Source organism: Pseudomonas sp. Irchel s3a10 (assembly GCF_900187525.1).
Classification (GTDB): domain Bacteria; phylum Pseudomonadota; class Gammaproteobacteria; order Pseudomonadales; family Pseudomonadaceae; genus Aquipseudomonas; species Aquipseudomonas koreensis_G.
In genome coordinates this window covers 1-15,874 of sequence record NZ_FYDR01000019.1, presented here as the reverse complement: position 1 = coordinate 15,874, position 15,874 = coordinate 1, and the positions used below count along the sequence as shown (strand labels likewise).

12 protein-coding genes, 1 tRNA gene and 1 pseudogene are annotated in these 15,874 nt (G+C 55.7%); all 14 read right to left on the bottom strand.

Annotated features, from left to right (window positions below; translation table 11 throughout):
• Positions 1-286 (bottom strand): GTP-binding protein (locus CKW11_RS27160; RefSeq protein WP_256582243.1); only part of this gene is annotated, 286 nt, incomplete at its 3' end.
• 31 nt (positions 287-317) lie between these two features.
• Entirely contained in the window at positions 318-2,423 is a 2,106-nt protein-coding gene (gene fusA / locus CKW11_RS27155; protein WP_007962223.1) for an elongation factor G, read from the bottom strand.
• Between the two features lie 30 nt (positions 2,424-2,453).
• Positions 2,454-2,927 carry a 30S ribosomal protein S7 gene (rpsG, locus tag CKW11_RS27150; protein WP_003228745.1) on the bottom strand — a complete coding sequence of 158 codons (474 nt, stop codon included), beginning with the start codon at positions 2,925-2,927 and terminating at the stop codon, positions 2,454-2,456.
• 107 nt (positions 2,928-3,034) lie between these two features.
• The gene (gene rpsL, locus CKW11_RS27145; protein WP_003186084.1) at positions 3,035-3,406 is read right to left on the bottom strand and encodes a 30S ribosomal protein S12; all 372 of its coding nucleotides are present in this window, start codon (positions 3,404-3,406) and stop codon (positions 3,035-3,037) included.
• Positions 3,407-3,621: 215 nt separating this feature from the next.
• On the bottom strand, positions 3,622-7,821 hold the full coding sequence (gene rpoC / locus CKW11_RS27140; RefSeq protein ID WP_027614261.1) for a DNA-directed RNA polymerase subunit beta': 4,200 nt from the start codon (positions 7,819-7,821) through the stop codon (positions 3,622-3,624).
• Positions 7,822-7,884: 63 nt separating this feature from the next.
• Positions 7,885-11,958, bottom strand: a complete 4,074-nt coding sequence (rpoB, locus tag CKW11_RS27135; RefSeq protein ID WP_027614262.1) for a DNA-directed RNA polymerase subunit beta — start codon at positions 11,956-11,958, stop codon at positions 7,885-7,887.
• A gap of 221 nt (positions 11,959-12,179) precedes the next feature.
• Positions 12,180-12,545: a 50S ribosomal protein L7/L12 gene (gene rplL / locus CKW11_RS27130; RefSeq protein ID WP_095140136.1), complete on the bottom strand. Its 366-nt coding sequence runs from the start codon at positions 12,543-12,545 to the stop codon at positions 12,180-12,182.
• A 74-nt stretch (positions 12,546-12,619) separates the two neighbouring features.
• Positions 12,620-13,120 carry a 50S ribosomal protein L10 gene (gene rplJ, locus CKW11_RS27125; protein WP_003228752.1) on the bottom strand — a complete coding sequence of 167 codons (501 nt, stop codon included), beginning with the start codon at positions 13,118-13,120 and terminating at the stop codon, positions 12,620-12,622.
• Between the two features lie 198 nt (positions 13,121-13,318).
• Positions 13,319-14,014, bottom strand: coding sequence for a 50S ribosomal protein L1 (gene rplA / locus CKW11_RS27120; RefSeq protein ID WP_003228754.1), 696 nt, complete (start codon positions 14,012-14,014; stop codon positions 13,319-13,321).
• Complete coding sequence (gene rplK, locus CKW11_RS27115; RefSeq protein WP_003228756.1) at positions 14,014-14,445, bottom strand: 50S ribosomal protein L11; 432 nt, start codon at positions 14,443-14,445, stop codon at positions 14,014-14,016. The genes rplA and rplK overlap by 1 nt, the downstream gene beginning before the upstream one ends.
• 117 nt (positions 14,446-14,562) lie before the next feature.
• Positions 14,563-15,096 (bottom strand): transcription termination/antitermination protein NusG, encoded by a 534-nt coding sequence (nusG, locus tag CKW11_RS27110; protein WP_025113545.1) that lies wholly within the window; start codon positions 15,094-15,096, stop codon positions 14,563-14,565.
• Positions 15,097-15,105: 9 nt separating this feature from the next.
• Positions 15,106-15,474 (bottom strand): preprotein translocase subunit SecE, encoded by a 369-nt coding sequence (secE, locus tag CKW11_RS27105; protein ID WP_095140135.1) that lies wholly within the window; start codon positions 15,472-15,474, stop codon positions 15,106-15,108.
• A gap of 45 nt (positions 15,475-15,519) precedes the next feature.
• Positions 15,520-15,595, bottom strand: a tRNA-Trp gene (locus tag CKW11_RS27100).
• A 53-nt stretch (positions 15,596-15,648) separates the two neighbouring features.
• Positions 15,649-15,874 (bottom strand): annotated as a pseudogene (locus CKW11_RS27095) (elongation factor Tu); the annotation flags it as partial.

The following is a 15,874-nucleotide window of genomic DNA, read 5'->3' as shown; positions in this document are numbered from 1 at the left end:
CACCGGTGATCATGTTCTTCACGTAGTCAGCGTGACCTGGGCAGTCAACGTGAGCGTAGTGACGAATAGTCGAGTTGTACTCAACGTGAGCGGTGTTGATGGTGATACCGCGAGCTTTTTCTTCTGGGGCGCTGTCGATCTTGTCGAATTCAACTACGGCCGAACCGAAAACTTCGGAGCAGACGCGAGTCAGAGCAGCGGTCAGAGTGGTTTTACCGTGGTCAACGTGACCGATGGTGCCAACGTTGACGTGCGGTAGGGAACGATCAAATTTTTCTTTAGCCACGACAATTAACTCCTAGCCTAAAGGGGCTGAATCAGCCTTGTTTTTTGGTTACGGATTCGACGATGTGCGACGGAGCCGTATCGTATTTTTTGAATTCCATAGAGTAGCTTGCGCGACCCTGGGACATGGAACGAACGTCGGTCGCATAACCGAACATCTCACCCAGTGGAACCTCGGCACGGATAACCTTGCCGGACACTGTGTCTTCCATACCCTGGATCATGCCGCGACGACGGTTAAGGTCGCCCATTACATCACCCATATAGTCTTCAGGCGTAACAACCTCTACCGCCATGATCGGCTCGAGCAACTCACCACCGCCCTTCTGGGCCAGTTGCTTGGTCGCCATGGAAGCAGCCACTTTAAACGCCATCTCGTTGGAGTCGACGTCGTGGTAAGAACCATCGAACACGGTAGCCTTCAGGCCGATCAGCGGATAGCCGGCAACAACGCCGTTCTTCATCTGCTCTTCGATACCCTTCTGGATAGCCGGGATGTATTCCTTAGGAACCACACCACCTACAACTTCGTTCACGAATTGCAGACCTTCCTGACCTTCGTCAGCAGGAGCAAAACGGATCCAGCAGTGACCGAACTGGCCGCGACCACCGGACTGACGAACGAACTTGCCTTCGATTTCACAGTTCTTCGTGATGCGCTCACGATACGAAACCTGAGGCTTGCCGATGTTGGCTTCGACGTTGAACTCACGGCGCATCCGGTCAACCAGGATGTCCAGGTGCAGCTCGCCCATGCCGGAGATGATCGTTTGACCAGTCTCTTCATCAGTTTTAACGCGGAAAGACGGGTCTTCCTGAGCCAGCTTGCCCAGTGCGATACCCATTTTTTCCTGGTCATCCTTGGTCTTAGGCTCTACGGCAACCGAAATAACCGGCTCCGGGAAGTCCATGCGAACCAGGATGATTGGCTTGTCAGCGTTGCAGAGGGTTTCACCAGTGGTGACGTCCTTCATGCCGATCAGGGCCGCGATGTCGCCAGCGCGTACTTCCTTGATCTCTTCACGGGCGTTTGCGTGCATTTGCACCATACGGCCCACGCGCTCTTTCTTGCCTTTAACCGAGTTGATCACGCCGTCGCCGGAGTTCAACACGCCCGAGTAAACACGGACGAAGGTCAAAGTACCCACGAATGGGTCGGTAGCGATTTTGAACGCCAGTGCCGCGAACGGCTCGTCGTCACTTGCGTGACGCTCCATTTCCTCTTCCTCGTTATCAGGGTTCGAGCCCTTGATAGCTGGAATGTCGGTTGGAGCAGGCAGGAAGTCGATAACGGCGTCGAGAACCAGGGGAACGCCCTTGTTCTTGAACGACGAACCGCACACAGCCAGAACGATTTCGCCAGCGATAGTACGCTGACGCAGAGCAGCCTTGATCTCTTCGATCGACAGCTCTTCGCCTTCCAGGTACTTGTTCATCAGCTCTTCACTGGCTTCGGCCGCAGCCTCAACCATGTTGCTGCGCCACTCAGTAGCCAGCTCGAGCATGTCCGCAGGGATTTCCTTGCGAACAGGAACCATACCCTTGTCGGAGTCGTTCCAGTAAACAGCCTGCATGTTGATCAGGTCGATCTGGCCCTGGAAGTTGTCTTCCGAACCGATAGCGAGCTGAATCGGCACCGGAGTGTGACCCAGACGCTGCTTGATCTGACCGATCACGCGCAGGAAGTTGGCACCGGCACGGTCCATCTTGTTTACGTAAACAAGACGTGGAACGCCGTATTTGTTGGCCTGACGCCATACGGTTTCCGACTGCGGCTCAACACCCGAAGTACCGCAGAATACAACGACAGCGCCGTCGAGTACGCGCAGGGAACGTTCAACTTCAATGGTGAAGTCTACGTGGCCCGGGGTATCGATGACGTTGAAGCGGTGTTCGTGAGGATACTGCTTCTCGGAACCTTTCCAGAAGGCGGTAATGGCAGCAGAAGTAATGGTAATACCACGCTCCTGCTCCTGAACCATCCAGTCCGTGGTCGCGGCGCCGTCATGCACCTCGCCCATTTTGTGACTTTTGCCAGTGTAAAAAAGGACGCGCTCGGTGGTGGTGGTTTTACCAGCATCCACGTGAGCGACGATACCGATGTTACGGTAGCGACTAATCGGAGTAGTACGAGCCATAAAGCCCTCGCAAAATTAGTGAAGCTAAAATTAGAAGCGGTAGTGCGAGAAAGCTTTGTTGGCTTCGGCCATACGGTGCACGTCTTCACGCTTCTTAACAGCAGCACCTTTACCTTCAGCAGCATCCAGCAGTTCGCCAGCCAAACGCAGAGCCATAGACTTCTCGCCACGCTTACGGGCGAAGTCTACCAACCAGCGCATTGCCAGAGCGTTACGGCGGGAAGGACGAACCTCGACCGGAACCTGGTAAGTAGCACCACCAACGCGGCGCGACTTCACTTCGACCAGCGGAGCGATGGCGTCGAGTGCTTTTTCGAAGAGTTCCAGGGGATCGGTGCCGGCCTTACGAGCCTTCACGGTTTCCAGGGCACCATAAACGATACGCTCGGCAACGGCTTTCTTGCCGCTTTCCATAACGTGGTTCATGAATTTGGCGAGGATCTGGCTTCCGTATTTCGGATCGTCCAGAATCTCACGCTTTGCTGCTACGCGACGTCTTGGCATGATAAGCCCTCAAGCGGTCTTCAGGTTAGTTCGGGACAGATCCATTGGATGCAAGCCCGACCTTACTCTTATCGACTCAATAAAATGAAAATCTGCAAAACGACCGATTACTTCGGACGCTTGGTACCGTACTTCGAACGACCCTGGTTACGGCCTTTAACGCCGGAAGTATCCAAGGAGCCGCGAACGGTGTGGTAACGAACACCTGGCAAGTCTTTTACACGACCGCCGCGGATCAGTACCACGCTGTGCTCTTGCAGGTTGTGGCCTTCACCACCGATGTACGAGGAAACCTCGAAACCGTTGGTCAGACGCACACGGCATACTTTACGCAGTGCCGAGTTAGGTTTTTTCGGCGTAGTGGTGTACACACGGGTGCACACGCCACGACGTTGCGGGCAGTTCTGCAGCGCAGGCACGTCGGATTTCTCGACGATACGCTTACGCGGCTGACGTACCAGCTGGTTGATAGTTGCCATCTACTAGCTCCACTGTTGTCTTGCGACGCTATTGTCTTGCAAGAAAAGCAAAATGACAGGAACGGATTCCCGCCAAATTTAGGGGATCAAGAGTCTAAAGAGGATCTTGTCCCCAGTCAAGGCAAGGCCCCGACCTCCCCGCCCGTCGAACCTTGACAATTTGTCTCGATTCGACGAACGGAGCGATCAGGGCCTCAGCTTAGTTACCGCAGAACTCAGTTACCGCTCGAGTTCAGCGCTTCGGTCAGTGCAGCTTCCACTTCACTGGCGCTTACGCGCAACGGCTTGTCTGCATCACGACGACGCTTGCGCTCGCTGTGATATGCCAGACCGGTACCGGCCGGGATCAGACGACCCACAACCACGTTTTCTTTCAGGCCGCGCAGATAGTCGCGCTTGCCGGTGACTGCCGCTTCGGTCAGTACGCGAGTGGTTTCCTGGAAGGAAGCCGCCGAGATGAACGATTCGGTGGACAACGACGCCTTGGTGATACCCAGCAGAACGCGAGTGAACTTGGAGACAAACTTGTCTTCCGCGCTCAGACGCTCGTTCTCTACCAGCACGTGAGTCAGTTCCATCTGGTCGCCCTTGATGAAGCTGGAATCGCCGGACTCGGAGATCTCAACTTTACGCAGCATCTGACGCAGGATGGTCTCGATGTGCTTGTCGTTGATCTTCACGCCTTGCAGACGGTAAACGTCCTGGATCTCGTTCACGATGTACTTGGCCAGCGCGCTCACACCCAGCAGACGCAGGATGTCGTGCGGATCGCTTGGACCGTCGGAGATAACTTCGCCGCGGTTTACCTGTTCGCCTTCGAACACGTTCAGGTGACGCCACTTCGGAATCAGCTCTTCGTACGGATCGCTACCGTCGTTCGGGGTAATGACCAGACGGCGCTTGCCTTTGGTCTCTTTACCGAACGCGATGGTGCCGCTGACTTCAGCCAGAATCGACGCTTCTTTCGGACGACGAGCTTCGAACAAGTCGGCTACACGCGGCAGACCACCGGTGATGTCACGGGTCTTCGAAGTTTCTTGCGGGATACGAGCGATAACATCACCGATCGCGATCTTCGCACCGTCCGCAACACCGACCAGAGCGTTGGCTGGCAGGAAGTACTGAGCGATAACGTCAGTGCCTGGCAGCAACAGATCCTTGCCGTTGTCGTCGACCATCTTCACTGCAGGACGAATTTCCTTGCCGGCAGCTGGACGATCTTTCGCGTCGAGTACTTCAATGTTGGTCATACCGGTCAATTCGTCAGTCTGACGCTTGATCGTGATGCCTTCTTCCATGCCCACGTAGGTCACGGTACCTTTCATTTCGGTAACGATCGGGTGAGTGTGCGGATCCCACTTGGCCACGATTGCGCCAGCGTCGACCTTGTCACCTTCTTTAACCGAAATCACGGCACCGTACGGCAGCTTGTAACGCTCACGCTCACGACCGAAGTCATCAGCGATTGCCAGCTCACCGGAACGGGACACAGCAACCAGGTGGCCATCCACACGCTCAACGTGCTTCAGGTTGTGCAGACGGACGGTACCGCCATTCTTCACCTGAACGCTGTCGGCTGCGGAAGTACGGCTTGCCGCACCACCGATGTGGAACGTACGCATCGTCAGCTGGGTACCCGGCTCACCGATGGACTGGGCAGCGATAACGCCGACCGCTTCACCGATGTTCACCTGGTGACCACGAGCCAAGTCACGGCCGTAGCACTTGGCGCAAATGCCGTAGCGGGTTTCGCAGCTGATCGGCGAACGCACGATCACTTCGTCGATGCTGTTCAGCTCGATGAACTCGACCCACTTCTCGTCTACCAGAGTACCTGCAGGAACGATGACGTCCTCGGTGCCTGGCTTGAATACGTCACGGGCAATAACACGACCCAATACGCGCTCACCCAACGGTTCTACAACGTCACCGCCTTCAATGTGCGGAGTCATCAGCAGACCGTGTTCGGTGCCGCAATCGATCTCGGTTACAACCAGATCCTGCGCCACGTCTACCAGACGACGAGTCAGGTAACCGGAGTTCGCAGTTTTCAACGCGGTATCCGCCAGACCTTTACGAGCACCGTGAGTCGAGATGAAGTACTGAAGTACGCTCAGACCTTCACGGAAGTTCGCAGTAATCGGCGTTTCAATGATGGAACCGTCCGGCTTGGCCATCAGACCACGCATACCGGCCAGCTGACGAATCTGTGCTGCGGAACCCCGCGCACCCGAGTCGGCCATCATGTACATCGAGTTGAAGGACTCTTGGTCGACTTCATCACCGTGACGGTCGATGACTTTCTCTTTCGAGAGGTTGGCCATCATCGCCTTGGAAACTTCGTCGTTCGCCTTCGACCAAAGGTCGATCACTTTGTTGTACTTCTCGCCCTGGGTTACCAGGCCGGAGGCGTACTGGCTCTCGATCTCTTTCACTTCGTCGGTGGCTGCACCGATGATGCGGGCTTTTTCGTCCGGGATAACGAAGTCGTTAACACCGATGGAAACGCCGGAGATGGTCGAGTAAGCGAAACCGGTGTACATCAACTGGTCAGCGAAGATCACGGTCTCTTTCAGACCAACCACGCGGTAGCACTGGTTGATAAGCTTGGAGATCGCCTTTTTCTTCATTGGCAGGTTGACGACATCGTACGACAGACCTTTTGGCACAACCTGGAACAGCAGCGCACGGCCGACAGTGGTGTCGACGATACGAGTGTTGCTCACGCTGTTGCCGTCACGGTCGTTGACGGTTTCGTTGATACGGACCTTGACCTTGGCGTGCAGTGCGGCTTCGCCGGCACGGAACACACGGTCAACTTCCTGCAGATCCGCGAACACACGACCTTCGCCCTTGGCGTTGATCGCTTCACGAGTCATGTAGTAGAGACCCAATACAACGTCCTGCGACGGAACGATGATTGGCTCACCGTTGGCTGGCGACAGAATGTTGTTGGTCGACATCATCAACGCACGCGCTTCGAGCTGGGCTTCCAGCGTCAGCGGTACGTGCACGGCCATTTGGTCGCCGTCGAAGTCGGCGTTGTACGCGGCGCAGACCAGCGGGTGCAGCTGAATAGCCTTACCTTCGATCAGTACCGGTTCAAACGCCTGGATACCCAGACGGTGAAGGGTCGGTGCACGGTTGAGAAGAACCGGGTGTTCGCGAATCACTTCAGCGAGAACGTCCCAAACCTCTGGCAGTTCGCGCTCGACCATTTTCTTGGCCGCTTTGATGGTGGTCGCGAGACCACGCATTTCCAGCTTGCCGAAAATGAACGGTTTGAACAGCTCGAGAGCCATCTTCTTCGGCAGACCGCACTGGTGCAGACGCAGGGTCGGACCTACGGTAATTACCGAACGACCGGAGTAGTCAACACGCTTACCGAGCAAGTTCTGACGGAAACGGCCCTGCTTACCCTTGATCATGTCAGCCAGGGATTTCAGAGGACGCTTGTTCGAACCGGTGATAGCGCGGCCACGACGACCGTTGTCGAGCAGTGCATCGACAGCTTCCTGCAACATACGCTTTTCGTTGCGCACGATGATGTCCGGAGCGGACAGATCCAGCAGGCGCTTCAAACGGTTGTTACGGTTGATCACTCGACGATACAGATCGTTGAGGTCGGAAGTCGCGAAACGACCGCCATCCAGCGGGACCAGTGGACGCAGATCTGGCGGCAGAACCGGCAGAACGGTCAGCACCATCCACTCTGGCAGGTTGCCGGAACCCTGGAAGGCTTCCATCAACTTCAGACGCTTGGACAGCTTCTTGATCTTGGTTTCCGAGTTGGTTTGCGGAATTTCTTCGCGCAGACGGCCAATCTCGTGCTCCAGGTCGATAGCGTGCAGCAGTTCACGGACAGCTTCTGCACCCATGCGGGCGTCGAAGTCATCACCAAATTCTTCCAGCGCTTCGAAGTACTGCTCGTCGTTCAGCAGCTGACCCTTTTCAAGGGTGGTCATGCCTGGATCGATAACGACGTAGCTCTCGAAGTAGAGAACGCGTTCGATATCACGCAGGGTCATGTCCATCAGCAAGCCGATACGGGACGGCAGCGATTTCAGGAACCAGATATGGGCAACCGGCGAAGCCAGTTCGATGTGCGCCATGCGCTCACGACGAACCTTGGCCAGTGCAACTTCAACGCCGCACTTCTCGCAGATCACACCACGGTGCTTCAAGCGCTTGTACTTACCGCACAGGCACTCGTAATCCTTTACCGGGCCAAAGATCTTGGCGCAGAACAGACCGTCACGCTCAGGTTTGAACGTACGGTAGTTGATGGTTTCCGGCTTTTTAACTTCGCCGAACGACCACGAGCGGATCATCTCAGGCGAGGCCAATCCGATACGGATGGCGTCGAACTCTTCGACTTGACCCTGGTTTTTCAGCAAATTCAGTAGGTCTTTCAAGGCCTTTCCTCCTGGCGGAGCAGAGAGCGGGCAGTCCTGCCCCGCTCTCGATCGCGTCACGTGTTATTCGGTTTCCAGATCGATATCGATGCCGAGGGAACGAATTTCCTTGATCAACACGTTGAAGGACTCGGGCATGCCCGGCTCCATACGGTGATCGCCATCCACGATGTTTTTGTACATCTTGGTACGGCCGTTCACATCGTCCGACTTCACTGTGAGCATTTCTTGCAGAGTGTAAGCGGCACCGTATGCTTCCAGTGCCCAGACCTCCATCTCCCCGAAACGCTGACCACCGAACTGTGCCTTACCACCCAGCGGCTGCTGGGTAACCAGGCTGTACGAACCGGTAGAACGCGCGTGCATCTTGTCGTCTACCAAGTGGTTCAGCTTCAGCATGTACATGTAGCCAACGGTAACTGGACGCTCGAACTTGTTGCCGGTACGGCCGTCAGTCAGCTGCATCTGGCCGCTTTCCGGCAGGTCTGCCAGTTTCAGCATGGCCTTGATTTCGCTTTCCTTGGCGCCGTCGAACACTGGAGTGGCCATTGGAACGCCGCCACGCAGGTTTTTCGCCAGATCCAGGATTTCCTGATCGGAGAAGCTGTCCAGATCTTCGTTACGACCGCCGATCTGGTTGTAGATCTCGTCCAGGAAGGTACGCAGTTCAGCGACTTTACGCTGCTCTTCGACCATCCGGTTGATCTTCTCGCCCAGACCTTTGGCCGCGAGGCCCAGGTGGGTTTCAAGGATCTGACCAACGTTCATACGCGAAGGTACGCCCAACGGGTTGAGGACGACGTCGACCGGGGTGCCATTGGCATCGTGCGGCATGTCTTCAACCGGCATGATCACGGAGACCACACCTTTGTTACCGTGACGACCGGCCATCTTGTCGCCCGGCTGAATGCGACGACGGATTGCCAGGTAAACCTTGACGATTTTCAGCACGCCTGGAGCCAGGTCATCGCCCTGCTGCAGTTTGCGCTTCTTGTCTTCGAACTTGTCGTCCAGCAGACGGCGGCGATCAACGATGTAGGCCTGAGCCTTCTCGAGCTGCTCGTTCAGAGCATCTTCAGCCATGCGCAGTTTGAACCACTGACCATGCTCAAGACCGTCGAGAACTTCGTCGGTGATGTCCTGACCTTTCTTCAGACCGGCGCCGCCTTCAGCCTTGTGGCCTACCAGAGCGGAGCGCAGACGTTCGAAGGTCGCGCCTTCAACGATACGGAACTCTTCGTTCAAATCCTTGCGGATCTCGTCCAGCTGGGACTTCTCGATCGACAGAGCACGAGCATCACGCTCAACGCCGTCGCGGGTGAAGACCTGTACGTCGATGACAGTACCTTTGGTACCGGTAGGTACACGCAGGGAGGTGTCTTTAACGTCGCTGGCTTTTTCACCGAAGATCGCACGCAGCAGTTTTTCTTCCGGAGTCAGTTGGGTCTCGCCTTTCGGAGTGACCTTGCCCACCAGGATGTCGCCTGCGCCTACTTCAGCACCTACGTAAACGATACCGGCTTCGTCCAGCTTGTTCAGTGCAGCTTCACCCACGTTCGGGATGTCCGCAGTGATTTCCTCTGGGCCAAGCTTGGTGTCACGGGCCACACAGGTCAGTTCCTGAATGTGGATCGTGGTGAAGCGGTCTTCCTGAACCACACGCTCGGACAGGCAGATGGAGTCTTCGAAGTTGAAGCCGTTCCATGCCATGAACGCGATGCGCATGTTCTGACCCAGTGCCAGTTCACCCATGTCGGTGGACGGGCCGTCGGCCATGATGTCGCTACGCTGAACGCGATCACCCTTGCTCACCAGCGGACGCTGGTTGATGCAGGTGTTCTGGTTCGAGCGGGTGTATTTGGTCAGGTTGTAGATGTCGACACCAGCTTCACCGGTTTCAACTTCGTCATCAGCAACACGAACCACGATACGGCTGGCATCAACGGAGTCAATCACGCCGCCACGACGAGCCACGACGCAAACGCCGGAGTCGCGAGCCACGTTACGCTCCATGCCCGTACCTACCAGCGGCTTGTCAGCGCGCAGGGTTGGTACAGCTTGACGCTGCATGTTCGAACCCATCAACGCACGGTTGGCGTCGTCGTGCTCGAGGAACGGAATCAGCGACGCTGCAACCGAAACTACCTGCTTCGGCGAAACGTCCATCAGGGTGACGTCTTCCGGCGCCTTGACGGTGAATTCGTTCAGGTGACGTACGGCTACCAGTTCGTCGATCAGGACTTTCTGCTCGTTCATGGTCGCCGAAGCCTGCGCGATCACGTGATCGGCTTCTTCAATGGCGGACAGGAACACGATCTCGTCGGTGACCACACCTTCTTTCACCACACGGTACGGGCTTTCCAGGAAGCCATACTGGTTGGTGCGGGCGTAAGCAGCCAGGGAGTTGATCAGACCGATGTTCGGACCTTCCGGCGTTTCAATCGGGCAGACACGACCGTAGTGAGTCGGGTGTACGTCACGGACTTCAAAGCCTGCGCGCTCACGAGTCAGACCGCCAGGGCCGAGTGCAGAGACACGACGCTTGTGGGTGATCTCGGACAGCGGGTTGTTCTGGTCCATGAACTGCGAGAGCTGGCTGGAACCGAAGAACTCTTTCACCGCCGCAGCCACTGGCTTGGCGTTGATCAGGTCTTGCGGCATCAGGCCTTCGCTTTCAGCCATCGACAGACGCTCTTTGACCGCACGCTCGACACGTACCAGGCCAACGCGGAACTGGTTTTCAGCCATTTCGCCTACGCAGCGAACACGACGGTTACCCAGGTGGTCGATGTCATCGACGATGCCTTTACCGTTACGGATGTCGACCAGAGTCTTCAGTACCGCGACGATATCTTCCTTGCACAGCACGCCCGAACCTTCGATCTCGGTACGACCGATACGACGGTTGAACTTCATCCGGCCGACCGCAGACAGGTCATAGCGCTCAGGGCTGAAGAACAGGTTGTTGAACAGGGTCTCGGCAGCGTCTTTGGTAGGCGGCTCGCCTGGACGCATCATGCGATAGATCTCGACCAGCGCTTCCAATTGGTTGCTGGTGGAGTCGATCTTCAGCGTGTCGGAGATGAACGGACCACAGTCGATGTCGTTGGTGTACAGAGTTTCGATGCGAACAACGCCGGCCTTGGCGATTTTCGCCAGGACTTCGGTCGACAGCTCGGTGTTGCACTCTGCCAGGATTTCGCCGGTAGCCGGATGCACGATGACCTTGGCGGTGGTGCGACCCAGGACGTAGTCCAGAGGCACGTCCAGCTCTTTGATCCCGGCTTTTTCCAGCTGGTTGATGTGGCGGGCAGTGATACGACGGCCCTGCTCGACAATCACCTTGCCTTTATCGTCCTGAATATCGAGGACAGCTACTTCACCGCGCAGACGCTGAGGCACCAGTTCCAGGCTCAGGCCTTCGCCTTTAACGTGGAATACGTTGGTGGTGTAGAAAGCGTCCAGCACTTCTTCGGTGGTGTAGCCGAGTGCGCGCAGCAGTACCGAGGCCGGCAGCTTGCGACGACGGTCGATACGCACGAATACGCAGTCTTTCGGGTCGAACTCGAAGTCCAGCCACGAACCGCGGTAAGGGATGATGCGCGCGGAGTACAGCAGTTTACCGGAACTGTGCGTCTTACCGCGGTCGTGGTCGAAGAACACGCCCGGGGAACGGTGCAGCTGGGAAACGATAACACGCTCGGTACCGTTGATTACGAAGGTACCGTTCTCAGTCATCAATGGGATTTCGCCCATGTAGACTTCTTGCTCTTTGATGTCCTTGATCGCTTTGTTCGACGATTCTTTGTCGAAAATGATCAGGCGCACTTTTACCCGCAAAGGTACGGCGAAAGTTACACCGCGCAATACGCATTCTTTGACATCAAATGCCGGTTCGCCCAGGCGATAACCGACGTACTCCAGCGCAGCATTGCCGGAGTAGCTGATGATCGGGAAAACGGATTTGAAGGCCGCATGCAGGCCCACGTCGCGGAACTGATCTTTAGTCGCTCCCGCTTGCAAGAATTCACGATACGAATCCAGCTGGATGGCCAGGAGGTACGGCACATCCATGACGTCCGGCAACTTGCTAAAGTCCTTGCGGATACGTTTTTTCTCAGTATATGAGTAAGCCATCAGCGTTCCCCAGCTTGGTCACCTGCTTGTTTGGCCCCTCCCGACGGGAGCAGCCAGAAAATCGTGCAAACCCCATGGTTTGCGCCACCGCATCGGGTGGTTACAGCGCCTTTATCAGCACCGACCCAGTCGGCTGCCAATAACGGAAAAAGGCCGGTGGCAAGAGCCACCAGCCATCAGCCTGTCGCTTGACGCTCGGGCTGGAGGAGCAAAGTCGATACTTATTTCAGCTCGACTTTAGCGCCTGCTTCTTCCAGCTTCTTCTTAGCGTCTTCAGCAGCTTCTTTCGAAACGCCTTCAGCTACAACCTGAGGAGCGCCGTCTACTTTCTCTTTGGCTTCTTTCAGGCCCAGACCGGTCAGTTCACGAACTGCCTTGATCACGTTAACCTTCTTCTCGCCAGCTTCCAGCAGAACAACGTTGAACTCGGTTTGCTCTTCAACAGCAGCAGTAGCTACAGCTGGGCCAGCCGAAGCGGCAGCAGCGGTAACACCGAAGGTTTCTTCCATCGCTTTGATCAGCTCAACGATTTCCACTACGGATTTCTGGCCGATTGCTTCGATGATTTGTTCGTTAGTCAGAGACATGACTCAATTCCTGAATTGGGGGACGGCCTACGCGACCATCGAAATAAACAAAAAACGCGAGAAGTTGACGAGCCTTAGGCTGCGGCAGCTTCTTTCTGGTCGCGAATTGCCGCCAGAGTACGAGCCAATTTGCTGGTAGCGCCTTGAATCACGCTCATCAGCTGAGAAATTGCTTCGTCACGGGTCGGCAGAGTTGCCAGTACGTCGATCTGATTAGCTGCGAGGAACTTGCCCTCGAACGCAGCTGCCTTGATCTCGAACTTGTCCTGACCCTTGGCAAACTCTTTGAAGATACGGGCAGCAGCGCCCGGATGTTCGTTCGAGAATGCAATCAGGGTCGGGCCGGTGAACACGTCGTTGAGGACACTGTATTCAGTGTCAGCAACTGCGCGCTTGAGCAGGGTGTTACGTACAACACGTACGTAAACGCCAGCTTCACGAGCCTCTTTACGGAGTCCGGTCATTGCGCCTACTGTTACGCCACGGGCATCAACCACGACAGCGGACAGAGCGACTTTGGCAGCCTCGTTGACTTCAGCGACGATGGCCTTCTTGTCTTCGAGATTAATTGCCACGGGTTTAACTCCTGCTTGTTACCGTTTCACTCGGTCGAAACCGAATGTCGTTTTGGTGTCTGATTCGGTAAGGAACCGGGAGCACCATCTGCGTAGGCTTGTGGTTTAAGGCTTGCGCCGCCTACGGTCTTGGATAGCCCCCGCCAGGCAGGGACCCCAATCTTTCAATTGGCGCGAATAATCGCGCCAACCTTTGTCTTACGCGTCCAGCGAGCTCTGGTCGATAACCAGACCTGGGCCCATAGTGGTGCTCAGGGTAACGCGCTTGACGTAGATACCTTTCGAAGAAGCTGGCTTGATACGCTTCAGATCAGCGATCAGAGCTTCAACGTTTTCCTTCAGCTTGACGGCATCGAAACCGATCTTGCCAACGGAAGTGTGGATGATGCCGTTTTTGTCGGTGCGATAACGGACCTGACCAGCCTTGGCGTTTTTAACCGCGGTAGCTACGTCTGGAGTTACGGTGCCGACTTTCGGGTTAGGCATCAGGCCACGTGGACCGAGGATCTGACCCAGTTGACCTACAACGCGCATGGCATCCGGGGATGCGATCACTACGTCATAGTTCAGGTCGCCGCCTTTCATTTCGGCAGCCAGGTCGTCCATACCTACACGGTCAGCGCCGGCAGCCAGAGCGGCCTCAGCAGCTGGACCCTGGGTGAACACAGCAACGCGAACGGTCTTGCCAGTGCCGTGTGGCAGCACAGTGGCGCTACGAACAACCTGGTCGGATTTACGCGGGTCTACACCCAGGTTTACAGCAACGTCGAACGACTCGCTGAACTTGACAGTCGACAGCTCAGCCAGCAGAGCAGCAGCGTCTACAATGTTGTAGGCCTTGCCTGCTTCGATTTTGCCGGCGATAGCCTTTTGACGCTTGGTCAGCTTAGCCATTACACACCCTCCACGTTAAGGCCCATGCTACGAGCAGAACCGGCGATAGTACGCACGGCTGCATCCATATCAGCTGCAGTCAGATCCGCGTTTTTGGTTTTCGCGATTTCTTCCAGCTGAGCACGGGTAACAGTGCCAACCTTAACGGTGTTCGGACGAGCGGAACCGCTGGTCAGACCGGCCGCCTTCTTCAGCAGAACCGAAGCAGGGGTGGATTTGGTTTCGAAAGTGAAGCTACGGTCGCTGTAGACAGTGATGATCACTGGAGTCGGCAGACCTGCTTCAAGACCCTGAGTACGGGCGTTGAAAGCCTTGCAGAATTCCATGATGTTCACGCCGTGCTGACCCAGAGCAGGACCAACAGGTGGGCTTGGGTTAGCCTGAGCGGCCTTCACTTGCAGCTTGATGTAAGCGGTAATCTTCTTGGCCATGAGGCACTCCAATTACGGGTTCGAACGCCTCGAAAGGCTCCCCGGTTACTTGCGCGTTTATCCCAGTGACGACAAAACCCCACAGCCTAGGGCTGCGGGGTTGGGATGCTTGTTCAGTTAGACCTTTTCGACCTGACTGAACTCCAACTCTACCGGGGTAGAGCGACCGAAAATAAGCACTGCCACCTGGACACGGCTCTTTTCGTAGTTAACTTCTTCGACAGTGCCGTTAAAGTCAGCGAATGGACCGTCAGTAACACGAACCACCTCACCCGGCTCAAACAGAGTCTTCGGCTTCGGCTTGTCGCTACCATCAGCCACTCGACGCAGAATGGCTTCCGCCTCTTTGTCGGTGATTGGAGCAGGCTTGTCGGCGGTACCGCCAATGAAGCCCATCACCCGAGGAGTATCCTTGACCAAGTGCCAAGTACCCTCGTTCATATCCATCTGTACCAGCACATAGCCTGGGAAGAACTTACGTTCGCTTTTGCGCTTCTGGCCATTACGCATTTCAACCACTTCTTCAGTGGGAACCAGAATTTCGCCGAAGCCATCTTCCATGCCAGCCAGCTTTACGCGCTCAATCAGCGAGCGCATGACATGCTTCTCGTAACCCGAGTAAGCATGCACAACGTACCAACGCTTAGCCACGGGACACCCTTAGCCGACAATCAAGGAAACAAGCCAGCCGAGCAGGGAATCAACACCCCACAACAGCAACGCCATAACGATAACCACAGCAACAACAATCAACGTTGTCTGCGTGGTTTCCTGGCGAGTTGGCCATACGACTTTACGAATCTCGGTGCGAGCTTCCTTAACCAGTACAAAGAACGACTTGCCCTTTGCAGTCTGCAGGCCTACAAAGGCAGCTACAGCAGCAATTACGAGCAAAGCGAGTACACGGTACAGGATCGGCGAAGCAGCGTAATACTGATTGCCAACAACGCCGACAATCACCAAAGCGGCTACTACAAGCCACTTGAGCAGATCGAAGCGAGAGCCTTGAGCTTCAGCCTTAGGAGTCATCTATGAAGATCCTGTGAAAAGAAAGCCAGACACACCGAGTGAATCTGGCAGGTCAGGAGGGAATCGAACCCCCAACCTACGGTTTTGGAGACCGTCGCTCTGCCAATTGAGCTACTGACCTAAAACAAAATCAGGCCGACCATTATGCCGGCCCGAAAAATACATTACAACCGCTTATTCGATGATTTTGGCTACGACGCCAGCGCCGACGGTACGACCGCCTTCACGGATAGCGAAACGCAGACCGTCTTCCATCGCGATGGTTTTGATCAAGGTAACAGTCATCTGAATGTTGTCACCTGGCATTACCATTTCAACGCCTTCTGGCAGCTCGCAGTTACCAGTCACGTCAGTAGTACGGAAGTAGAACTGTGGACGGTAGCCTTTGAAGAACGGAGTG

Excerpts from the sequence above, each read along its gene's own strand:
- fusA (WP_007962223.1), bottom strand. The coding sequence starts at position 2,423 with ATGGCTCGTACTACTCCGATTAGTCGCTACCGTAACATCGGTATCGTC.
- rpsG (WP_003228745.1), bottom strand. The coding sequence starts at position 2,927 with ATGCCAAGACGTCGCGTAGCAGCAAAGCGTGAGATTCTGGACGATCCG.
- rpsL (WP_003186084.1), bottom strand. The coding sequence starts at position 3,406 with ATGGCAACTATCAACCAGCTGGTACGTCAGCCGCGTAAGCGTATCGTC.
- rpoB (WP_027614262.1), bottom strand. The coding sequence starts at position 11,958 with ATGGCTTACTCATATACTGAGAAAAAACGTATCCGCAAGGACTTTAGC.
- rplL (WP_095140136.1), bottom strand. The coding sequence starts at position 12,545 with ATGTCTCTGACTAACGAACAAATCATCGAAGCAATCGGCCAGAAATCC.
- rplA (WP_003228754.1), bottom strand. The coding sequence starts at position 14,014 with ATGGCTAAGCTGACCAAGCGTCAAAAGGCTATCGCCGGCAAAATCGAA.
- rplK (WP_003228756.1), bottom strand. The coding sequence starts at position 14,445 with ATGGCCAAGAAGATTACCGCTTACATCAAGCTGCAAGTGAAGGCCGCT.
- secE (WP_095140135.1), bottom strand. The coding sequence starts at position 15,474 with ATGACTCCTAAGGCTGAAGCTCAAGGCTCTCGCTTCGATCTGCTCAAG.